The sequence below is a fragment of the Streptomyces sp. NC-S4 genome (assembly GCF_054353315.1).
In genome coordinates, this window is record NZ_CM135937.1 from 3248262 (window position 1) to 3270746 (window position 22485).

Consider the following 22485-nt stretch of genomic DNA (forward strand, 5'->3'; position numbering starts at 1 on the left):
GAATGCGAGCGATCACTCGCGTTTGTCAATCACCCACGGGAAGCAGGGGATTGGACATGCCGGGGACATCCACGGGCAAAAACACCGAAAAGGGGATCAAGAGCTCTGCCGGCGACACCGCCGACGTGACCGCCGCGACCGCCGCCGTCGACACCGCCGCCACCCCGCGTCGCCGCCAGGCCCGCGGCGAGCGCCGGATCTCCCAGCTGCTGGCCGCCGCCGCCGGGGTGTTCTGCCGTACCGGCTACGCCTCGGCCAGCACCAACGCCATCGCCCGCGAGGCAGGCGTGTCGCCGGGCACCCTCTACCAGTACTTCCCCAACAAGGAGGCCATCGCGGTCGAGCTCGGCGGCCAGCTGCTCCAGCGCGCGCACGAGACCCACGGGCAGGCCTTCCGCCCCGAGAACCTCCAGCGCCCCCTGCCCGAGCTGCTCGACGCCGTCCTCGACCCGGTCATCGCCTTCAACTGCGAGAACCCGGCCTTCTGGGCCCTCATGCACGGCACCGGCGTCCCCGGCATCGCCCAGGAGCACGAGGAACTGCACGAAGGGCTGCTCGCCCGCATCGAGGCGGTGCTGCGCGACCGCTGCCCCGCGACCACGCCGCAGGAGCTCGCCCACACCTCGAACATGATCCTGGGCATCTTCAAGTCGTCCCTCGACCTGATCCTGGCCCACGAGGGCGACGAGCGCGCCGCCTACACCGCCGAGCTCAAGACCGTCCTGCTGCGCTACCTGGAGCCGATGCTCACCAGGACTCCCCCTCACTGACCCGCCCGGCCCGGCCGGCCCGCACCGCCTCGGCGCCCTCCTGGCCCCGCGTGCGGGCCAGCAGCCGCAGCCCCACCAGCGGGAACACCAGGACGGACACCATCGCGGCCCCCACCATCGCCGCCGCCTCGCCCGGCGTCATCATCCCGTCCTCCACGCCCAGCGCCGTGATGGCCACCACCAGCGGCAGCGCGGTGGACCCGAAGAGCACCAGGGCCGACCGCTCGTACCGCCCCAGGTCGCGCGGCGCGAGCAGCCGGATCGGCAGCCCGCGCACCACGAGGAACAGCACCAGGAACACCGGGAGCAGCACCAGCTCCCGCCCGCCCGACAGCAGCGCCGCCAGGTCGAACTCGATCCCCGTGACCACGTAGAACAGCGGCACCAGGAAGCCGAAGCCCATGGCCTCCACCTTCGACAGCACGGTCCCGCTGCTCTCCGGCGCGGCCCCCTGCAGGACCAGCCGGGTGATCAGGCCGGCCGCGAAGGCACCGAGCAGCATGTCGAGACCGAGCACTTCGGACAGCGCCAGCATCGCCACCAGCAGCAGGAGGACCAGCCGCACGGCGAACTGCGCGCTGCTGTGCAGGGTCTTGGCGATGACCCGGGAGAGCCACGGCGGCTTGGGCCGCAGCGCCCAGAACAGGGCCGCCGCCGTCAGCAGCGCGAAGGCCACCAGGAGCACCGCCGAGCCGGCCGGCGCCCGCCCGCTCAGCAGCAGCGACATGGCGATGATCGGCCCGAACTCGCCCACCGCGCCCATCGCCGTCATCACGGCACCGAACCGGCCCCGGAGGTCCCCGGTGTCCCTGAGGATGGGCAGGATGGCGCCCAGCGCCGTACTGGTGAGCGCGGTGCCCACGTACACGCCCCGGCCGAAGCCGCCGCCCCCGGCGAGCAGGGTCCCGATGCCCAGGCCCAGGGCGAGCGCGATCAGCCAGGCCCACACCGAGCGCTTGAGGGTGTCCCCCTTCACCCGGTCGAACCGGATCTCGTACCCGGCCAGGAAGATCAGCATGGCCAGCCCGAGATGACTCAGTACGTCGATCACCTCGTCCGTCGCGGCCCAGCCGAGCACGTCCGGTCCGAGCAGGATGCCGAGCAGGATCTCGAAGATCACCAGAGGGACCGGGATCCACCGGGCCACCCCGAAGGCGAGCAGGGGCGCGAGTACCGCGGCAGCCATGATCAGGACGAGGCTTCCCGAGTGATCCATATCGGCCATTTACTCGTAGTTCGCCCATACCGGCCAGTTTTCCCACCAGGATCGAAAAACCGGGAGCCGATACTCGCCTTGATACCCCCCAGGGGTATAGTCTCGAAGTGTCGGGAGCACGGTGGAACCATCGGCCGCCCTTCCGGCGACCGGCACACGCCCCAGAAGAGGAGAACGACATGACCGCCGAGACGGACACCCAGACCACCACCGTCTACCGGGTGACCGGCATGACCTGCGGACACTGCGAGGGCGCGGTGACCAGCGAGATCTCCGCCCTGCCGGGCGTCAGCACGGTCAAGGCCGTCGCCGCGACCGGAGAGGTCACCGTGGTCTCCGCCGCCCCGCTCGCGGACGAGGACGTACGCGCCGCCGTGGACGAGGCCGGCTACGAGTTCGCCGGACAGGTCTGAGCGGCCCGCCCCAACCGCACGGCACCCGCGGCAGCCCCGCGGCACCCTGCCGGGCCGTGCCGGCCAGCTCATACTGGTCCCGTACGGCCCGGCCATCCCCCTGGAGCCGGAACATGAGCAGCAGCACAGTGCACGACGGACCGATAACGGCGGTCGAACTCTCGATCGGCGGGATGACCTGCGCCTCCTGCGCCGCCCGCATCGAGAAGAAGCTCAACCGGATGGACGGCGTCGAGGCCACGGTGAACTACGCCACCGAGAAGGCCCGCGTCTCCTACACCGGTGACGTGCAGGTCGCCGATCTGATCGCGACCGTCGTCAAGACCGGCTACACCGCCGAGGAGCCCCCGCAACCGCCCGCCCCGGAAACCGCCGGGGAAGCGCGGGACGAGCCGAGCGGGGCGATCGGGGCGGACGGGTCGGCCGAGACCCCCGACCCGGCACTCGCCGCGCTGCGGCAGCGCCTGCTGGTCTCCGTCGCACTCGCCCTGCCCGTCGTCCTGCTCGCGATGATCCCCGCCCTCCAGTTCGACAACTGGCAGTGGCTCTCCCTGACCCTCGCGGCCCCCGTCGTCGTCTGGGGCGGGTACCCCTTCCACAAGGCCGCCTGGACCAACGCCCGGCACGGCGCCGCCACCATGGACACCCTCGTCTCGGTCGGCACGCTGGCCGCCTTCACCTGGTCGCTGTGGGCCCTGTTCTTCGGCCACGCAGGCATGCCCGGCATGCGGCACGGATTCGACCTCGGCATCTCCCGCACCGACGGCTCCTCCGCCATCTACCTGGAGGTCGCGGCCGGCGTCGTCTCCTTCATCCTGCTGGGCCGCTACCTGGAGGCCCGATCCAAGCGGAAGGCGGGCGCGGCCCTCAAGGCCCTGCTGGAACTGGGCGCCAAGGACGTCGTCGTCCTGCGCGCGGGCCGCGAGGTCCGGATCCCGGTGGGCGCGCTCGCCGTCGGCGACCGGTTCGTCGTCCGCCCCGGCGAGAAGATCGCCACCGACGGCACCGTCGTCGAGGGCAGCTCCGCCGTGGACGCCTCCATGCTGACCGGCGAGTCCGTCCCGGTCGACGTCACCGTGGGCGACTCCGTCACCGGAGCCACCGTCAACACCTCGGGACGCCTGGTCGTCGAGGCCACCCGGATCGGCGCCGACACCCAGCTCGCCCGGATGGCGAAGATGGTCGAGGACGCGCAGAACGGCAAGGCCGAGGTGCAGCGCCTCGCCGACCAGATCTCCGGGATCTTCGTACCCGTCGTCCTGGTCCTCGCCATCGGCACCTGGATCACCTGGCTGCTGATCACCGACGACCCCACCGCCGCCTTCACGGCCGCCGTGGCCGTCCTGATCATCGCCTGCCCGTGCGCCCTGGGCCTGGCCACCCCGACCGCCCTGATGGTCGGCACCGGGCGGGGCGCACAGCTCGGCATCCTGATCAAGGGACCCGAGGTCCTGGAATCCACCCGCCGGGTGGACACGGTCGTCCTGGACAAGACCGGCACCGTGACCACCGGCCGGATGACCCTCGACGGGGTCTTCACCGCAGAGGGCGTCGACGAGCGCGAACTCCTGCGCCTCGCCGGGTCCCTGGAGCACGCCTCGGAGCACCCGATCGCCCGGGCCGTCGCCGCCGGGGCGGCGGAGCGGGCCGGCTCCCTGCCGGTTCCGGAATCCTTCGAGAACGTCGCGGGGCTGGGCGTCCAGGGCGTGGTCGACGGACACGCCGTCCTGGTGGGCCGCGAGCAGCTGCTGGCCGACTGGTCGATCGAGCTGCCGGCCGCACTGGCCGGGGCCAAGGCGACCGCCGAGGCCGCGGGCAGCACCGCCGTGCTGGTGGCCTGGGACGGAGCGGCGCGCGGGGTCCTGACCGTGGCCGACGCGGTCAAGGAGACCAGCGCCGAGGCGGTCTCCCGGCTGCGGGCGCTGGGCCTCACCCCGGTCCTGCTCACCGGCGACAACAAGGCCGTCGCCGCGACGGTGGCCCGCGAGGTGGGCATCGACGAGGTGATCGCCGAGGTCCTCCCGCAGGACAAGGTGGACGTCGTACGGCGCCTGCAGGCCGAGGGCCGTACGGTCGCGATGGTCGGCGACGGCGTCAACGACGCGGCCGCGCTCGCCCAGGCGGACCTGGGGCTGGCCATGGGCACCGGAACGGACGCGGCCATCGAGGCGGGCGACCTGACCCTCGTACGCGGTGACCTGCGGGTCGCGGCGGACGCGATCCGGCTCTCGCGCCGGACCCTGGCCACGATCAAGGGCAACCTGTTCTGGGCCTTCGGCTACAACGTGGCGGCCCTGCCGCTCGCGGCCGCCGGGCTGCTCAATCCGATGATCGCGGGGGCCGCGATGGCCTTCTCCTCGGTCTTCGTGGTGACCAACAGCCTCCGGTTGCGGTCCTTCCGCTAGTGGCCGTCCTCCTCACGGCCCCCACACTTCCTTCACGGGAGACGCAGATCACAGTGATCGCAACGTAACCATCCGGGGTCGTCGTGGGTCTAATGGGGCGATACCAAGAACGTCTTGGGGGACGTTTCACGGAGACCTGGGGAGGTTCCCGTGGGTATCAGCCGGCCGGGACACGTACCCGCGGGAGGCTTTGAGCGGCCCTCCCGGACGAACGGGTCCCGGCACACCGACGCCCCGGCTCGGGTCCCGTGGGGGGAATCCGTTTCGGGGAAAAGGGAAGCGCCCCGACCGTCGACCCGTGGGGGGATCGACGGCGGGGCGCTTCTCGCATGCTCAGGGTTTTCTGCGGTGCGCTCCGCATCGCGTGCGGAGCGCTCCGCGCGGCCGCACGCCGCGCGGAGGAGAGCCTCGGGTCAGCGGGCTTCCACGGGGACGAAGTCGCGCAGGACCTCGCCGGTGTAGATCTGGCGCGGGCGACCGATGCGGGAACCCGGCTCCTTGATCATTTCCTGCCACTGGGCGATCCAGCCGGGGAGGCGGCCGAGCGCGAAGAGCACGGTGAACATCTCGGTGGGGAAGCCCATCGCCCGGTAGATCAGACCGGTGTAGAAGTCCACGTTCGGGTAGAGGTTGCGCTCGACGAAGTACGAGTCGGCCAGCGCGTGCTCCTCCAGCTTGAGCGCGATGTCCAGCAGCTCGTCGCTCTTGCCGAGCGCCGAGAGGACGTCGTGCGCCGCCGCCTTGATGATCTTCGCCCGGGGGTCGAAGCTCTTGTAGACGCGGTGTCCGAAGCCCATGAGGCGGACGCCGTCCTCCTTGTTCTTCACCTTGCGGATGAAGGCGTCGACGTCGCCGCCGTCGTTCTTGATGCCTTCCAGCATCTCGAGGACGGACTGGTTGGCGCCACCGTGCAGCGGACCCCACAGGGCCGAGATGCCGGCGGAGATCGAGGCGAACATGTTCGCCTGCGAGGAGCCGACCAGGCGCACGGTGGAGGTGGAGCAGTTCTGCTCGTGGTCCGCGTGCAGGATCAGCAGCTTGTCGAGCGCGGAGACCACGACCGGGTCCAGGTCGTACTCCTGGGCCGGCACGGAGAAGGTCATGCGCAGGAAGTTCTCGACGTAGCCGAGGTCGTTGCGCGGGTAGACCACCGGGTGGCCGACCGACTTCTTGTACGCGTAGGCCGCGATCGTCGGGAGCTTGGCCAGGAGGCGGATCGTCGAGAGGTGGCGCTGCTTCTCGTCGAACGGGTTGTGGCTGTCCTGGTAGAACGTCGACAGGGCGCTGACCACGGAGGACAGCATCGCCATCGGGTGCGCGTCCCGGGGGAAGCCGTCGTAGAAGCGCTTCACGTCCTCGTGGAGCAGCGTGTGCTGGGTGATCTCGTTGCGGAACGACGCGAGCTGGTCGACGGTCGGCAGCTCACCGTTGATCAGCAGGTACGCGACCTCGATGAACGACGAGCGCTCGGCCAGCTGCTCGATCGGGTAGCCGCGGTAGCGCAGGATGCCCTGCTCACCGTCGAGGTAGGTGATCGCGGACTTGTAGGCCGCGGTGTTGCCGTAGCCGCTGTCCAAGGTGACGAGCCCGGTCTGGGCCCGCAGCTTCGAGATGTCGAAGCCCTGGTCACCGACGGTGCTTTCGACCACCGGGTAGGTGTATTCACCGTCCGCGTACCGGAGTACTACAGAGTTGTCGCTCACGTCATCCCTCACCGACGTAGTGCCTCTTCTTCGAGGTGCCCTGACTTCCTCTACCTTCCCCCATTTGGCGCAGGAGAGTGCACTCGGGGTCGGCCTTTGGTGCTTCTGGCGGCACTGAGTGCCGCCAACCTGCTCATCCTGCCCCCTCCGCACCGGTGCGGGAACCCCAAATGATCGATCATCTAGGTGATGTTTCCCACCGGTATCCGGCCGGACAGCCTGGCGGCGACCGCCGTGTACCTCCTGCCTGCGGAAACGGTACGCACCGCCTGGCCGAGGGCCTTGCGTGACCCGACGAGGACGACCAGTTTCTTCGCCCTGGTCACCGCCGTGTAGAGCAAGTTGCGCTGGAGCATCATCCAGGCCCCGGTGGTGACGGGGATCACCACCGCCGGATATTCACTCCCCTGTGAACGGTGAATGGTGACGGCGTACGCGTGGGCCAGCTCGTCGAGCTCACCGAATTCGTACACGATCTCCTCGTCCTCCTCCGTCCGTACCGTCAGGCGCTGTTCGTCCACGTCCAGCCCGGTGACCACGCCGACGGTGCCGTTGAAGACGCCGTTGGCGCCCTTCTCGTAGTTGTTCCGGATCTGGGTGACCTTGTCGCCCACCCGGAAGACCCGGCCGCCGAACCTCTTCTCCGGCAGGTTCGGCCGGGCCGGTGTCATCGCCTGCTGGAGCAGTCCGTTGAGGTTCCCGGCGCCGGCCGGGCCGCGGTGCATCGGCGCGAGCACCTGGACGTCCCGCCGCGGGTCGAGCCCGAATCTGGCCGGAATCCTCCGGGCGGCCACGTCCACGGCCAGCACCCCGGCCGCCTCGGTGTCCTCCTCCGCGAACAGGAAGAAGTCCGGCAGCCCGTCCGTGATCGGCGGCAGCCCGGTGTTGATCCGGTGGGCGTTGGTGACCACGCCGGACTGCTGGGCCTGCCGGAAGATCCGGGTCAGTCGCACCGCGGGCACCGGGCCTTCCTCGGCCAGCAGGTCCCGCAGCACCTCCCCGGCGCCGACCGACGGCAGCTGGTCCACATCGCCGACCAGCAGCAGGTGCGCCCCCGGCGCCACCGCCTTGACCAGCTTGTTGGCCAGCAGCAGGTCCAGCATCGAGGCCTCGTCGACGACGACCAGGTCCGCGTCCAGCGGCCGCTCCCGGTCGTACGCCGCGTCCCCGCCCGGCTTGAGCTCGAGCAGCCGGTGCACCGTGGAGGCCTCGGCCCCGGTGAGCTCGGCCAGCCGCTTCGCCGCCCGGCCGGTGGGCGCGGCCAGCACCACCTTGGCCTTCTTCGCCCGGGCCAGCTCGACGATCGAGCGCACGGTGAAGGACTTCCCGCAGCCGGGCCCGCCCGTCAGGACCGCGACCCGGCGGGTCAGCGCCAGCTTCACGGCGTCCCGCTGCTCGGGGGCGAGGGTGGCCCCCGTCCGCCCGGCGAGCCAGCCCAGGGCCTTCTCCCAGTCCACGTCCTGGAAGCCCGGCATCCGGTCCGCCTCGGCGTGCAGCAGCCGGCGCACCTGCCCCACCAGGGACAGCTCGGCCCGGTGGAAGGGCACCAGGTACACGGCGGTCAGCGGGTCCGGCCCGCCCTGCGGATCCGGTACGGATTCCCGTACGACCCCTTCCGGGTCGGCGGCGAGCTGGGCCAGGCAGTCGATCACCAGCCCCGTGTCCACCTGGAGCAGCTTGACCCCGTCGGCGATGAGCCGTTCCTCGGGCAGGAAGCAGTGCCCCTGGTCGGTGGACTGGGACAGGGCGTACTGGAGGCCGGCCTTCACCCTTTCGGGGCTGTCGTGCGGGATGCCGACGGCCTGGGCGATGCGGTCGGCGGTGAGGAAGCCGATGCCCCACACGTCGGCGGCGAGCCGGTAGGGCTGGTTCTTCACCACGGAGATGGAGGCGTCGGCGTACTTCTTGTAGATGCGCACGGCGATGGAGGTGGAGACGCCGACGCCCTGGAGGAAGACCATGACCTCCTTGATGGCCTTCTGTTCCTCCCAGGCCGCGCCGATCATCTTCGTCCGCTTGGGCCCGAGCCCGGGTACCTCGATCAGCCGCTTCGGCTCGCCCTCGATGACGTCGAGGGTGTCGGTGCCGAAGTGCTCAACGATCCGATCGGCGATCTTCGGGCCGATGCCCTTGATCAGGCCGGAGCCGAGGTAGCGGCGGATGCCCTGGATGGTCGCCGGGAGCACCGTGCGGTAGTTCTCCACGGTGAACTGCTTGCCGTACTGCGGGTGGGAACCCCAGCGGCCCTCCATCCGCAGGGACTCGCCGGGCTGGGCGCCCAGCAGCGAACCGACCACCGTCAGCAGATCGCCGCTGCCGCGGCCGGTGTCCACGCGGGCGACCGTGTACCCGCTCTCCTCGTTGGCGTAGGTGATGCGTTCGAGCACGCCGTCGACCACTGCCAGTTGCACCGCCCCCGGCGCCCTGTCTGCTGCTGCCATGCCCCGAAGCTACCGGGCCGCGCCGACAGCGCGTCAGGCCTGTGGACAACGCGAGGGGCTGCGCGGGCGACCGCGCGGACGGCGACGCAAAGGGGGTCCCGCCTCTCGGCCGGACCCCCTCACGGTTACCCCTCCCGTGTCGGACTTCCCGATCCCCCCAGATCCCTCCCCGGAAGCGCCGACGCAACATACGACCCGCGATGCGACGGCAGGGTTGCATCCGGAGCCACAGCTTTACGTTTCCGTTACCCAACGCCTACTCAAGGTGCCGGTGAATCGGCACAGAAGTAGCGTTTCAGGCATGAGCGAATCCTCATTCCAGGACGACGTGCTGGGCGAACTCGGCGACGAGAAGCTGACCGAGATCGCCGGTCTGCTCGGCACGGACGACACCGGCGCCCGGGAGGCCGTCGCGCAGACCGTCGGCGCCATGACCGGTGGCCTCCAGCAGAAGGCCGACGCGGACGACGCCGACGGCGTGGAGGTGCGCCGGGCCATCGCCGAGGTGGCCGAGACCGAGCCGCCGCTGGAGGGCGTGGCCACGCTCGGCGGCCTCGGCGGGCTGCTCAGCGGCGGGATGATGGCCGGGGTGCTCGCCAAGGTGAGCAGGCCCGTGGCAGCCGCCCTCTCGAAGCGGACCGGCATCCCCGCGGCCACCATCAGCCGGGTCATCGAGATGCTGATCCCTGTCGTCCTGGCGGTCCTCGCCAAGCGCGCCTCCGGCAGGACGGCGGGCGCCGGAGCGGGCGGCGCGGCCCCCGGCGGCACCCCCGGAGCGGGCCCCGGAGCGGGAGTCGCAACGGGCGGAGGCGCGAGCGGCGGCCTCGGCGACCTGCTCGGCGAGATCCTCGGCGGTGGCAAGAAGTAGCCGGCAGGAAATAGCCCCTTCGCGGTCCCGCCTGCGCACCCTCCCCCTAGAGTTGCCCCATGGCTGAGAGCGTGCGGCTCCGCGACCCGGAACCGGGGGACCTGGGGTGGATCGTGCAGCGCCACGGCGCGCTGTACGCCGCCGAGTACGGCTGGAACAGCGACTTCGAGGGCCTGGTCGCCCGGATCGTCGCGGACTTCGCCCAGGACCACGACCCCCACCTGGAACGCGTGTGGATCGCGGAGCTGGACGGCCGGCCCGTCGGCTCGGTGATGTGCGTACGGGAGGAGGGCGCGCCCGGCACCGCCCGGCTGCGGCTGCTCCTGGTCGACCCCGGGGGCCGCGGTCGCGGCGTCGGCACCCTGCTGGTCGACACCGTCGTGGCCTTCGCCCGCTCGGTCGGCTACCGCGAGCTGGTGCTGTGGACCAACGACGTGCTCACCGACGCCCGCGAGCTCTACCTGAAGGCCGGGTTCACCCTGATCGCCGAGCGGCCGCACCGCTCGTACGGAGTGAGCCTGACGGGACAGGACTGGCGGCTGCCGTTGCGGGAGCGTTCCCCGCGCTGACGCCCGAACCGACCCCCGTACGGTTCGCGGCGCGCGCCGGGGCCAGCGAGGTCAGGGCCACCCCGCCCACGAGCAGTACGGCCGCCAGCCAGCGCAGCCCCGAGACGGACTCCCCGAGGACCAGGGCCGCCGAGGACATCCCGAAGACCGGGACCAGCAGCGAGAACGGGGCCACCGCGGAGGCCGGGTAGCGGCGCAGCAGGTAGCTCCAGGCGGCGAACCCGAAGACGGTGGACACCCAGGCGACGTAGCCGATGACGGCCGCCCCGGACCAGTCCAGGGCCCGCAGCGCGGCCAGGTCCCGCTCGGGGCCCTCCAGCAGCAGCGAGAGCGCGAGCAGCGGCAGGACCGGGACCGTGCACACCCACACCATGAAGTTCAGGGCGTCGGGCGGGGCGGCCTTGCGGGTCAGGACGTTGGACACGCCCCAGCAGGCGGCGGCCGCCACGACCAGCGTGAAGCCGAGCACCGGTCCGGAGGTACCGCCGTCCACCGCGGCGACCGCGATGCCGGCGAGCGCCACGGCCATCCCGAGCACCCGCACCCGGCCCGGCCGCTCGCGCAGCACGACGGCGGCGAGGACGGCGGTGAAGACGGCCTGGATCTGCAGGACGAGCGAGGACAGCCCGGCCGGCATGCCGGCGTCCATGCCGGTGAAGAGCAGCCCGAACTTGGCGACGCCGAGGGCCATCCCGACGCCGATGATCCACTTCCAGGCCGCCTTGGGCCGCCCGACGAAGAACACGGCGGGCAGGGCGGCGACGAGGAAGCGCAGGGCGGACAGGAGCAGGGGCGGGAAGTGGTCGAGGCCGATCTGGATGACGACGAAGTTGAAGCCCCAGACGGCGGCGACGAGCACGGCGAGGGCGGTGTGTACGGGACGCATGCTTCGAGCATCGACCGCCGGACCATGTAGCACCAGCGCGGATGTCTTCCGGGATGGATGAAGCGTTGCTTATGGGTATCCGCGGTGCCACGATGGATCCATGCTCGATCTCGCCCGGCTGCGCGCCCTGCACGCCGTCTCCGTCCACGGCTCGGTCGCCGGCGCGGCGGCCGCCCTCGGCTACACCCCCTCGGCGGTCTCCCAGCAGATCTCCAAGCTGGAACGGGAGACCCGCACCACCTTGCTGGAGCGGCGCGGGCGCGGCGTCGCGCTCACCGATGAGGCCCGCCATCTGGCCGACGCCGCCCAGGAGTTGCTGGCCATCGTGGAGCGCACCGAGACCACCCTGGAGGAGCGGCGCGGGCAGCCGGGCGGGCTGCTGAGGGTGGCCGCGTTCGCCTCGGCGGCGCGCGGGCTGCTGCCGCAGGTGCTGGCCGATCTGGCTCGCCGGCATCCGGCGCTGGACGTCCGGCTCACCGAGGTGGACCCGCACCTGTCCGTGGACCTGGTGGCCCGCGGGGTCACCGATCTGGCGGTCGCCCACGACTGGGACATCGCCCCGCTGCCCGCGCCGGAGGGGATCGAGCAGGCGGTGATCGGGGACGACCTCTGCGACCTGGTCGTACCGGCCGGGCATCCCTTCACCACGCGCCGGGTCATCCGGCGCTCCGACCTCGGTGGCGAGCGCTGGGTCTGCCAGCCGCCCGGCCGGGTCTGCCACGACTGGCTGGTACGGACCCTGCGCACCGCCGGGTTCGAGCCCGACATCGCGCACGTCGCGGAGGAGAACCACACCATCGTCGCCCTGGTCGCGGCCGGGCTCGGGGTGGCCGTCGTACCCCGGCTGGGCACCGGCGCGCTGCCGCCGGGGGCCGTGGCCGTACCGCTGGAGCCGGGCCCCGTACGCCGGTTGTACGCCCTGTGGCGGACCGGGGCCGCCCGGCGCCCCGCGATCACCGAGGCCGTACGGAGCCTCCAGGAGCACTGGGCCTGAACGGCCCGGTCCCGGCACCGGGCTGACGCCGCCCGAAACCCCCGTCCCCGGGCGGCGTCAGCTCGGTGCCGGGACCGCGAGAGGCCCCCGGCCGGGCGGCGGGGGCTCCGGTTCCCCGTCCCCTCGCCGACCCTCCGGCGCCCACTCTGCCAAGCCCCGGAGCACCGCGCATTGGCGTGGCGTGCACAGTGTCTTGACGGAGAGTCGCCCCGCCGCCCGCGGCCCGGGGCCCGCTCCTGTTGCGCGGGCCGCCGCGGCCGGTGTAAACCCGTGATCATGCTGCCCGAGAGAACGTTCCGCAGCGCGGAACTGGCGCCCGCCGACCGTTTCGAGAGCTGGCGGGCCCTCATGTCGGAGACGCATGCGCCCATGGAGATGAGCAGTGAGTACGCCGCCGACTTCTGGGTGAACCAGCGCGTCATCTCGCTCGGCGGGATCACGGTCTATCCGATGGAATGCCGTCCCCTGACCTTCCGGCGCACACCGAAGCTGATAGCGAGGTCGGACCCCGAGGCGTTCCACCTCTCGCTGATCAAACGCGGGGCGGGAGCGGTAACTCTGGGCAAGGACACCGTGGTGCACGGCGTGTTCGACATCCACACCAGTGACACCTCACGGCCGTTCGAGATCAGTTCCGGCCCGCATTCCGTCGAGATCATCGGGGTCGAGGTACCCAAGGCACTGCTGCCGCTGCCCCCGCACACCGCCGGCCGGGTCATCGGCAGGCGCATCTCGGCCCGGGAGGGAATGGGGGCCCTGCTGGCCACCTTCCTCGGCCAGGTGACCAAGGACAGCCGGTCCTACCGGCCGGCCGAGGGCCCGCGCCTGAGCGGCGTACTGGCCGATCTCGTCGCCTCGCTCTTCGCCGGCGTCCTCGAAGCGGACCGGTCCTTGACCCCGGAGACGCACCGGCGCGCCCTGGCGCTCCGCGTGATGGCCTTCATCCGGGACAACGCCGACGATCCGCTGCTGGACGTCCCCGCGATCGCCGCCGCCCACCACATCTCCGTCAGCTATCTCCACCGGGTGTTCCAGCAGGAGGGGGACGGGGCGACGGTCGCGGCCTTCCTTCAGGGCCAGCGGCTCGCGCGGGCACGCCAGGACCTGGCGGACCCGCTGCACCAGGAGGTGCCCGTGCACGTCATCGGCGCCCGGCGGGGCTTCCGGCACGCGTCCGCGTTCAGCCGGGCGTTCCGCGAGGCCTACGGCCTGCCGCCCGCGGCCTTCCGCGGGCAGGCCCGGGCGGAAGACCTGGCCGGAGCGGACGCCTCCTAGGCCGTCTCCTTTCGAATCTTGTCGGCCGAGGCGCCGCCCTCACCCCCGGCGCCCGGTGCCGTACCCGGCGAGGCGGAGGTGCGCGCCTTGTACTGGACCTACTCGGGCGCCCCGACAACGCGGCCGGGTGCAGTGCCGGGGTGTTCCCGCAGGGCGCCGAACGCGACCGCCCCGCAGGCCGCCCGCCGCGCCGCCCCGGAGGGGCGACACGCAGCGACACGCCCGGCTCCGCCCGAACCGCAGCGGTAGGGTCCGGCGCGTGCCGTACCACGCCTCCCGCCGGAACCTGCTCGCCGCGGCCGCCATGGTCGCCGTCACGGCCGCCGGGGCGTCCTCCGCCGCGGTGGGCTCCCACCGCGGCCCCGACACCCCCGACACACCCGACGACGCACGGCCCCCCGGCGGCCGTCACGGCCGGGCTCGGCTGCGTGCGCTCGTCGACCGGATGAGCCTCGACGAGAAGGTCGGGCAGCTCTTCGTCTCGCGGGCCTACGGGCATTCGGCGACCGATCCCGACCCGGTGGACGCCGAGAAGAACCTGGCGGCGTTCGGGGTGCGCACCGCCGCCGAGCTGGTGTCCCGCTACCACCTCGGCGGGATCATCTACTTCGCCTGGGCCCACAACACCCGCGCCCCGCAGCAGATCGCCGCGCTCTCGGTCGGCCTCCAGCAGGCCGCCCTCACCACCGGTGCGCGGATCCCGCTTCTGCTCTCCACCGACCAGGAGCACGGCGCCGTCGCCCGGATCGGCAAGCCCGCGACCCTGCTCCCGGGTGCGATGGCGCTCGGTGCGGCCGGCTCCACCGCCCACGCCCTGCGGGCCGCGCGCATCGCGGGCTCCGAGCTGGCCGCCATGGGAGTCCGGCAGGACTACGCCCCGGTGGCCGACGTGAACGTCAACCCGGTCAATCCGGTGATCGGCGTCCGGTCCTTCGGCTCCGACCCGCACGCGGTGGCGGAGCTCGTCGCCGCCCAGGTCCGCGGCTACCAGCGGGCCGGGGTCGCGGCCACCGCCAAGCACTTCCCGGGCCACGGGGACACCGAGACCGACAGCCATGTCGGGCTGCCGGTGATGCGGCACACCCGGGCCGCCTGGGAGGAGCTGGACGAGCCGCCCTTCCGGGCCGCGGTGGAGGCGGGCGTGGACGCCGTCATGACGGCGCACATCGTCTTCCCCGCGCTCGATCCCTCGGGGGACCCGGCGACCCTCTCCCGGCCGATCGTCACCGGTCTGCTGCGCGAACGCCTCGGCTTCGAGGGGGTGGTGGTCACCGACGCCCTGGACATGGCCGGGGTCCGCCAGAAGTACGGGGACGACCGCGTCCCGGTCCTGGCACTCCTGGCGGGCTGCGACCAGCTGCTGAACCCGCCGGACCTGGGCCTCGCGCACCGCAGCGTGCGGGCGGCCGTCGAATCGGGCGAGCTGACCGAGGCGCGCGTCGAGGAGTCGGTGCTGCGGATCCTGGAACTGAAGGCCCGCCGGGGACTGCTCGACGAGGCGTACACGACGGGCCGGGAGGTGGACGCCGTCGTGGGCGTCCGGGAGCATCTCGACGCCGCCGACGCGATCGCGGCCGCCACGACGACCCTGCTGGCCGATCCCGGTGGGCTGGTGCCGTTCGATGCGACGGCCGGACCACGGCTGCTGGTCACCGGGGCGGACCCGGTCTCCCCCACGGGTACGACCGGACCCCCTACGGCCGTACTGGCCCGGGAGCTGACCGCCCTGGGCTGCCGGGCCACGGCGGTGCCGCCGGCCCGCGCCGCGGCCGCGGCGGCCGGTCACGCGGCGGTGCTGGTGTGCACGTACAACGTCCCGGAGGGCGAGAGTCCGCAGCGCACGCTGGTGGCGGACCTGATCGCGACGGGGGTGCCGGTCGTCTCGCTGGCGGTCCGCAACCCCTACGACAGCGCCCGGCTGCCGAAGTGCGCGGCGGAGCTGGCGACGTACTCGTGGACGGACGTGGAGATGCGGGCGGCGGCCCGGGTGCTCACCGGGGCGCTGCGGCCCGCCGGCCGCCTGCCCGTCCCGGTCCCGGGCCGCTACCCGCTGGGCCACGGGCTGACGCGCTGATCCCTCAGGCGCCGGCCCGCGGCCCGCGTGTCCTGCGCGGCCCGCGTGTCCCGCGTGCCGTGCTTCCCGGTTACGGCCGCAGCTGCGGCTCGCGCTCCAGGTCGCGCTGGTCGAGCTGCGCGTCCGGCGCCGCCAGCGGCGCCGCCTTCCCCGCGTCGGCGAGCGCGGCGGCCGGGGCGACCCCGGCCCACTGCAGGATCCTGGAGGTGGCGAGGGCCTTCTCACCGTCCATCAGCTTGGCGACGTTCGCACCGTGGTTGGCGCCCGGCGCGATCATCACGTAGCTGTCGCGCACCCCGTAGCCGAGGCGGAACGGCTCGGCGCCCCACGGGTCGTTCTGCCCGTACACGAAGAGCATCTGGTGGGCGTTGTCGCGCACCCACTTGTCCACGTCCGCCATCGCCCCCGGCTGGAAGGTCATGGGGATGTCGCGGGGCACGAAGTTGCGCGGCGGCTGGTAGCCGTAGCGGCTCAGGCCCTTGAGGTGCGGCTGCTTGATGTCCGGGGAGCCGAGCTGCGTACCCGCCTGGTAGTAGTACGGCGTGTACGTCTCCAGGCCCTGGTCGGTGTAGGCGGAGAAGCCGGAGATCGCGTCGATCGTGTCCCAGATCTCCTGGTCGCTCGCGGTGGCCGCGGCCGGGACGGAGGCGCAGTCGGCGAGCAGGCTGTACTGCCAGAAGGCCCACACGTAGTCGAGGACGACGGCCTCGTAGGCCTTGTCGAGGTCGCCGATGGTGGTGAAGGTCCAGCCGTTCTCGGCGGCGGCGACGGCGTACTTGGCCTCCAGCGGCCCGCGGCGCACCAGCGCCTCGCGCTGGACGGCGTTCAGCCTGTCGCGGCACTCCTTGGTGCCGACCTTGGCGAAGAACCGGTCGTAGGCCGAGTCCTCGTGGTTGACGACGTCGTTGGGCGCGACGTACGCGACGACGCCGTCCATGTCGCGCGGGTAGAAGCGCTCGTAGTACGTCGCCGTCATGCCGCCCTTGCTGGCGCCCGTGGCCAGCCAGTTCTTCTTGTAGATCTTCTTCAGGGCGGTGAAGATGCGGTGCTGGTCACTGGCGGCCTGCCAGATGTCCAGGTTCGACCAGTTGGCCGGGTCGGGCCGGGAGGGAGTGAAGAATCGATACTCCATGGACACCTGGTTGCCGTCGACGATGGTCGTCGGCTCACTGCGGCGCGGGTTGGTGCCGACGTTGTAGCCGGAGGTGTAGAACACCGACGGCCGCGAGACGTCCTTGTGCAACAGGGTCAGGCGCTGCTTGAAGGTGCCCTTCCACGGCTGCCGGTGGTCCACCGGCTGCTCGTAGTTCAGTACGAAGAAGCGGTAGCCGGGGTACGGCTTCTCCTCGATCAGGCTCATCCCGGGAATGCCGAGGATCTGGTCCTTGATGTCCGTGGCGGCCGCGGGCTGCACGGCTGTGGCCGCTTGCGCCGTGGAGCCGGCCGCACCCACGGTGCCGATGAGCACCACGAGCGACAGCAGCCATCCGAGCGTCTTGCGCATTCACCCTCCCCTTGAGTTCACTTCGGTCGCCGTGAACCTAGCCGGGTCAACGCACCACTGACCAGACCTAGTTGGGCCTGTCCATCAGCACAGGATCCAGCCGGAATCCGCAGATCCGGCCCCCACGCTCCCCTTTACATACACGCAGCGGTTGATCGCGCCCACAGTGACAGGCCCGGCATACCGGGTGAATCGCCCGGCCTCGCGCACGGGGGCGCCACCGCGCGGCTGGATGCTCACCGCCATCCGGCGCCGCTCGCCGGAGACCCGCGCCACCGTCATCGCACACGCCTGCTTGCGGCTCTTGTAGACCCGCACCTCGCCCGTCTCGAACGCCACCGTCCGGGCCAGCCGGCCCCCGCAGCCCTCCGTCGCGGCCTGCGCCGCCGATGACGTGCACAGCCCGCCCGCGCAGAGCCACAGCGCCACCGCGAACACCCCCAGGGACGCGACCCGGCGGCCCCTGTTCCTCCACCCCTGCAACACCCTGCCCCCGATCGGTCGTACGTACAGCACGCGCACGCACGTACGACGCCCGAACCTCTCGGATGGTTGCCGCGCGCAAGGGCCCGGCCCGCCGGCGCCAGCCGCCCTCCCTCGTACGGGTGCATCCGCCACCCCCCGGCAGGACAGCGGGAGTTCACGCCCGAAGGGGCGAATACGCTAGGTGATCCACACCCCGCTCGCCGTGACCGCGGCGGTGGCGGCAGCCGTGAAAGGCCCTGAGATGACGAACGACCTGCTCGACCGCAAGCTGGCGCGCGCCTTCACGCACCTGGACGCCGACCGGAGCGGAGTGATCGACGCCGACGACATCATCGCGCTCGGCTCCCGGCTGCTGACGGCCCTCGCGGAGCCGGCCGACTCGCCCAAGGCGGAGCGGGTGATGGGCGGGCTGGCCAACTTCTGGCAGGACCTGTTCACCGAGCTGGACATCGACCGGGACGGCAAGCTCACCCCCGAGGAGTACAAGCAGGGCATGACCCGCCTGTACGCGCAGGGCGGGCCCGCCTACGACCGCTCGTTCCGCCCGATGATGAGCGCGATCCTGACGATCGTCGACACCGACGGCGACGGGCTCATCAGCCCGCAGGAGTTCCACCGGGCGCAGGAGGCCTTCGACACGCGGCTGAGCCCCGCCGACACCGAGGCCCTCTTCCACCGCATCGACGCGAACGGGGACGGCCGGCTGACGGTCGACGAACTCCTGGGCGCGGTACGCGAGTACTACACCGGCAACGACGAAGACGCCCCGGGGAACCTGCTCTTCGGCGAGTTCTGATCCCGGGGCGTCCCCGAAAGGCGGTCTCCGGCGGGCGGTCCGCTCAGGCCGCGGCGCGCTCGTCCTCGCCGACGAAGGTGCGCCACAGCGCGGCGTACCGGCCGCCGCGCGCCAGGAGTTCGGTGTGGGTGCCGTCCTCCACCACCCGGCCGCGGTCCATGACCACGACCCGGTCGGCGCGCGCCGCGGTGGTCAGCCGGTGCGCGACCACCAGGGTGGTGCGCTTGCCCGCGAGCCGGTCCGTCGCCTGGTTGACCTGTGCCTCCGTGGCCAGGTCGAGGGCGGCGGTGGCCTCGTCGAGCAGCAGCACGTCCGGGTCGACGAGCTCGGCCCGGGCCAGCGCGATCAACTGGCGCTGGCCCGCGGAGAGGTTGCGGCCGCGCTCGGCGACGGTGTGCAGGTAGCCGCCGTCGAGGGTGGCGATCATGTCGTGGGCGCCGACCGCGCGGGCGGCGGCCTCCACCTCGGCGTCGCTCGCACCGGGGATTCCGTAGGCGATGGCGTCACGGATCGTCCCCGGGAAGAGGTAGGCCTCCTGGGGGACGACACCGAGCCGGTGGCGGTAGGCCGTCAGGTCCAGCTCCCTTATGTCCGCGCCGTCGGCGGTGACCCGGCCGGAGGTCGGATCGTAGAACCGGGCCACCATCTTGACCAGCGTGGACTTCCCGGCTCCCGTCTCGCCCACGAAGGCGACGGTCTGCCCGGCCGGTATCCGCAGGCTGATGCCGGCCAGGGCCTCGCCCTTCTCGCCCCGCTCCTCGGCCGTCCCGTACTGGAAGCGGACGTCCTCGAAGGCGATCTCCCCGCGCAGCGATTCCAGTGCGCGCGGCCGCTCGGCCAGCGGGGTGGTGGTGGGTTCGCGCAGCAGCCCCTGGATGCGGCCGAGGGCGACCGTGGCCTGCTGGTAGCCGTCGAAGACCTGGGAGAGCTGCTGGACGGGCGCGAAGAACAGGTCGATGTAGAGCAGGTACGCGACCAGCGCGCCGGTGGTGAGCGTCCCGGCCTCCACCCGGCCCGCCCCGACGATCAGCACGGCGGCCGCGGCACCCGAGGACAGCAGCTGGACGAAGGGGAAGTAGACGGATATCAGCCACTGGCCGCGGACCCGGGCCTCGCGGTAGGAGTGGCTGCGCTCGGCGAAGCGCTTGGCGCCCGAGCCCTCGCGGCGGAAGGCCTGGACGATGCGCAGGCCCGAGACGGACTCCTGGAGGTCGGCGTTGACCAGGCTGACCCGGTCGCGGGCGAGCTCGTAGGCGGCGACGGACCTGCGGCGGAACACGATCGTGCCGACGACCAGGACGGGCAGGGTCGCGAACACGATCAGCGCGAGCTCGACGTCCAGGACGAGCAGCGCGACGAGGATGCCGAAGAAGGTGAAGACGGAGACCACGGCGGTGACGAGCCCGGTCTGCAGGAAGGAGCTCAGCGAGTCGACGTCGGTGGTCATCCGCGTCATGATCTTGCCGGTCAGCTCGCGCTCGTAGTAGTCGAGGCCGAGTCGCTGGAGCTGGGCGAAGATCTTGACGCGCAGGGCGTACAGCACGCGCTCGCCGGTGCGGCCCGTCATGCGGGTCTCGGCGAACTGCGCGGCCCACTGCGCGACGACGACGGCGAGGGCGAGCCCGGCGGCCACCCAGACGGCGCCGAGCACCGCCTGCTCGACGCCCTGGTCGATGCCGTGCCGGATCAGGATCGGCAGCAGCAGTCCGGCCCCCGCGTCCGCGGCGACGAGGCCGAGGCTGATGGCCAGCGGCGCCCAGAACCCGTGCAGCAGGCGGCGCAGACCGTAGCTCTCCTCGGCGGCCGCGGCGCGGGTCTCGTCCACGTCGGGCAGGTCGTCGGCGGGCGGCAGCGCGGCCACCTGCGCGAGCAGTTCGGGGGTGGCGGGCATGCCGGAGACGGAGCCGGCCATGGAGTGCCCGGCTCCGGGCGCGCCGCCGGCGGCGGGGGCGGGAGCGAGGCCGGCACCGGGGGCGCCGTCGGGCTCGTCCTGGCGGCGCCAGAGCTCGGGAGTGACCCCGCCGGCGACCCGGCGCTTGGCGTTGACGGGCTCCGAGTCGATCTCGGCTTCCAGCTCGATGCCGCGTTCGAGGTCCCGGTCGAGCTCGCGCTCGAACTCGGTCATCACCCGGGCGTCCGGGGTCCGCGGCGAGGCGGCGCCGAGCGCGTCCGGGTCGGTGAGCAGCCTGCGGTAGAGCGCGGAGCGGCTCTCCAGTTGCTCGTGCGTGCCGATGTCGGCCAGCCGTCCGCGGTCGAGTACGGCGATCCGGTCGGCCAGTGCGAGCGTGGAGCGGCGGTGCGCGATCAGCAGGGTGGTCCGGCCGGCCATGACGGAGCGCAGGGCCTCGTGGATCTCGTGCTCGACGCGGGCGTCGACGGCGGAGGTGGCGTCGTCGAGGAGCAGCAGCCGGGGGTCGGTGAGGATGGCGCGGGCGAGGGCGATGCGCTGGCGCTGGCCGCCGGAGAGGGTGAGCCCCTGCTCGCCGACCTTGGTGTCGTACCCGGCGGGCAGGGCCCGGATGAAACCTTCGGCCTGGGCGGCGCGGGCTGCGGCCTCGATCTGCTCCTCGGTGGCGCCGGGGTGCCCGTAGGCGATGTTGGCGCGGATGGTGTCGGAGAAGAGGAAGGAGTCCTCGGGGACCAGGCCGATCGCGCCGCGCAGGGAGTCGTAGGTCAGCTCGCGGACGTCGTGGCCGCCGACGCGGACGGTGCCGCCGTCGGCGTCGTAGAACCGGGGCAGCAGGAGCGCGACGGTGGACTTGCCGCTGCCCGAGGACCCGACGACGGCGACGGTCTCGCCCTGCTCGACGGAGAGCGAGAACCCGTCGAGGACGGGCCGCTCGGGGTCGTAGCCGAAGCGGACGTCGTCGAACTCGACGGTGGCGGGCGCGTCGGCGGGCAGCTCGTGGGTGCCTTCCCGGATCTCGGGCTCGGTGTCGATGAGCTCGAACACGCGCTCCACGCCGGCCCGGGCCTGCTGGGCGACGGTGAGGACCATGGCGAGCATGCGGACGGGTCCGACGAGCTGGGCGAGGTAGGTGGAGAAGGCGACGAAGGTACCGAGGGTGACCTGGCCGTTGGTGGCCATCCAGCCGCCGAGGGCCAGCATCGCGACCTGGGCGAGCGCGGGGACGGCCTGGAGGGCGGGGGTGTAGCGCGAGTTGAGCCGGATGGTCCGCATCCGCCCGGCGAACAGCCGGCGGCCGGCTTCGCGCAGCTTGCCGGTCTCCTGCTCCTCCTGGCCGAAGCCCTTGACGACGCGGACGCCGGTCACGGCCCCGTCGACGACGGTCGCCACGGCGGCGGCCTGGCCCTGGGCCCACCAGGTGGCGGGGAAGAGCTTCTTGCGGCTGCGCTTGGCTATGAACCACAGGGCGGGGGCCATGAGCAGGGCGACGAGGGTCAGCAGCGGCGAGAGCCACAGCATGATCCCGAGGGATATCCCGAAGAGCAGGAAGTTGCCGATCGTCATGGGCAGCATGAAGAGCAGGCCCTGGATCAGCTGCAGGTCGCTGGTGGCGCGGCCGACGACCTGACCGGTGTTCAGCTCGTCCTGCCGCCGCCCGTCGAGGCGGGCGATCGTGGCGTACATGTCGGTGCGCAGGTCGTGCTGCACGTCGAGGGCGAGCCGCCCGCCGTAGTACCTGCGTATGTAGGTCAGTACGTACACGAGCAGGGCCGCGGCTATGAGCATCGCGGCCCAGGGCGCCATGGGCTTGGTCCCGTCCCCGATGACGTCGTCGATGATCACCTTGGTGACCAGCGGCACGACCGCCATCACGGCCATGCCGGCCAGCGAGGAGCCGAGCGCCAGCAGCACATTGGTCCTGTACCGCCAGGTGTAGGCCGCCAGCCGCTTGCCCCAGCCCTGTTTCTCCCCAGCCGCTGTCTCTGCCGCCGCCACGTGAGGCCTCCCCGTTCGTCCTGTCCTGCCGGAAGCGCCAACGCTCCGACCGGCGGATTTCATCCCGCCGCAACAATCGCACTGCCGTGCGGCGGGGGCGCGCGGACCGCGTCCGACCGGGGTGGGGAGCCGGGGCCGGGCCCTGTCAAGTCACGACTTTCCGGATCTGTGGCGGAGGGGG

At 72.1% G+C, this 22485-nt stretch carries 15 protein-coding genes and 1 pseudogene; 9 read left to right on the forward strand and 7 right to left on the reverse strand.

What is annotated here, in order from left to right; all coding sequences use genetic code 11:
- Positions 1–56 precede the first annotated feature (56 nt).
- Entirely contained in the window at positions 57–770 is a 714-nt protein-coding gene (locus ACXNSR_RS14200; RefSeq protein WP_458642399.1) for a TetR family transcriptional regulator, read from the forward strand.
- Here ACXNSR_RS14200 and ACXNSR_RS14205 read toward each other — a convergent pair.
- The gene (locus ACXNSR_RS14205; protein ID WP_458642400.1) at positions 748–1986 is read right to left on the reverse strand and encodes a cation:proton antiporter; all 1239 of its coding nucleotides are present in this window, start codon (positions 1984–1986) and stop codon (positions 748–750) included. The genes ACXNSR_RS14200 and ACXNSR_RS14205 overlap by 23 nt on opposite strands.
- A gap of 179 nt (positions 1987–2165) precedes the next feature.
- Here ACXNSR_RS14205 and ACXNSR_RS14210 point away from each other — a divergent pair, with 179 nt between their 5' ends.
- Together ACXNSR_RS14210 and ACXNSR_RS14215 are read left to right on the forward strand one after the other, a co-directional pair.
- Positions 2166–2399: a heavy-metal-associated domain-containing protein gene (locus ACXNSR_RS14210; RefSeq protein ID WP_030010213.1), complete on the forward strand. Its 234-nt coding sequence runs from the start codon at positions 2166–2168 to the stop codon at positions 2397–2399.
- 113 nt (positions 2400–2512) lie between these two features.
- The gene (locus ACXNSR_RS14215) at positions 2513–4804 is read left to right on the forward strand and encodes a heavy metal translocating P-type ATPase (protein ID WP_458642401.1); all 2292 of its coding nucleotides are present in this window, start codon (positions 2513–2515) and stop codon (positions 4802–4804) included.
- A gap of 413 nt (positions 4805–5217) precedes the next feature.
- Here the strand turns inward: ACXNSR_RS14215 and ACXNSR_RS14220 are convergent, their stop codons facing one another.
- Both ACXNSR_RS14220 and recD2 read right to left on the reverse strand, forming a co-directional pair.
- The gene (locus ACXNSR_RS14220) at positions 5218–6507 is read right to left on the reverse strand and encodes a citrate synthase (protein WP_328790364.1); all 1290 of its coding nucleotides are present in this window, start codon (positions 6505–6507) and stop codon (positions 5218–5220) included.
- 182 nt (positions 6508–6689) lie between these two features.
- Positions 6690–8948 (reverse strand): SF1B family DNA helicase RecD2, encoded by a 2259-nt coding sequence (gene recD2 / locus ACXNSR_RS14225; RefSeq protein WP_458642402.1) that lies wholly within the window; start codon positions 8946–8948, stop codon positions 6690–6692.
- 301 nt (positions 8949–9249) lie between these two features.
- On the opposite strand from recD2, the gene ACXNSR_RS14230 reads away from it, so the two are divergent.
- Positions 9250–9816: a DUF937 domain-containing protein gene (locus ACXNSR_RS14230; protein ID WP_458642403.1), complete on the forward strand. Its 567-nt coding sequence runs from the start codon at positions 9250–9252 to the stop codon at positions 9814–9816.
- A gap of 56 nt (positions 9817–9872) precedes the next feature.
- A pseudogene (locus ACXNSR_RS14235) lies at positions 9873–10385 on the forward strand (GNAT family N-acetyltransferase); the annotation flags it as partial.
- Here ACXNSR_RS14235 and ACXNSR_RS14240 read toward each other — a convergent pair.
- Positions 10291–11271, reverse strand: coding sequence for an EamA family transporter (locus ACXNSR_RS14240; protein ID WP_458642404.1), 981 nt, complete (start codon positions 11269–11271; stop codon positions 10291–10293). The pseudogene ACXNSR_RS14235 and the gene ACXNSR_RS14240 overlap by 95 nt on opposite strands.
- Positions 11272–11371: 100 nt before the next feature.
- Between ACXNSR_RS14240 and ACXNSR_RS14245 the strand changes: the two genes are divergently transcribed.
- The 3 genes from ACXNSR_RS14245 (at position 11372) to ACXNSR_RS14255 (ending at position 15614) form a co-directional block, all read left to right on the forward strand.
- Positions 11372–12265: a LysR family transcriptional regulator gene (locus ACXNSR_RS14245; protein ID WP_458642405.1), complete on the forward strand. Its 894-nt coding sequence runs from the start codon at positions 11372–11374 to the stop codon at positions 12263–12265.
- Positions 12266–12541: 276 nt separating this feature from the next.
- Entirely contained in the window at positions 12542–13540 is a 999-nt protein-coding gene (locus ACXNSR_RS14250) for an AraC family transcriptional regulator (RefSeq protein WP_458642406.1), read from the forward strand.
- A 304-nt stretch (positions 13541–13844) separates the two neighbouring features.
- Complete coding sequence (locus ACXNSR_RS14255; RefSeq protein WP_458643303.1) at positions 13845–15614, forward strand: glycoside hydrolase family 3 protein; 1770 nt, start codon at positions 13845–13847, stop codon at positions 15612–15614.
- A 70-nt stretch (positions 15615–15684) separates the two neighbouring features.
- On the opposite strand, the gene ACXNSR_RS14260 is transcribed toward ACXNSR_RS14255, so the two are convergent.
- Together ACXNSR_RS14260 and ACXNSR_RS14265 are read right to left on the reverse strand one after the other, a co-directional pair.
- Entirely contained in the window at positions 15685–17118 is a 1434-nt protein-coding gene (locus tag ACXNSR_RS14260) for an aminopeptidase (protein ID WP_458642407.1), read from the reverse strand.
- An 84-nt stretch (positions 17119–17202) separates the two neighbouring features.
- Entirely contained in the window at positions 17203–17547 is a 345-nt protein-coding gene (locus ACXNSR_RS14265) for a hypothetical protein (protein ID WP_458642408.1), read from the reverse strand.
- Positions 17548–17785: 238 nt separating this feature from the next.
- Here ACXNSR_RS14265 and ACXNSR_RS14270 point away from each other — a divergent pair, with 238 nt between their 5' ends.
- On the forward strand, positions 17786–18400 hold the full coding sequence (locus tag ACXNSR_RS14270) for an EF-hand domain-containing protein (protein ID WP_458642409.1): 615 nt from the start codon (positions 17786–17788) through the stop codon (positions 18398–18400).
- 43 nt (positions 18401–18443) lie between these two features.
- Here ACXNSR_RS14270 and ACXNSR_RS14275 read toward each other — a convergent pair whose 3' ends face one another.
- Positions 18444–22304 (reverse strand): ABC transporter ATP-binding protein, encoded by a 3861-nt coding sequence (locus ACXNSR_RS14275; protein ID WP_458642410.1) that lies wholly within the window; start codon positions 22302–22304, stop codon positions 18444–18446.
- Positions 22305–22485: the final 181 nt, after the last annotated feature.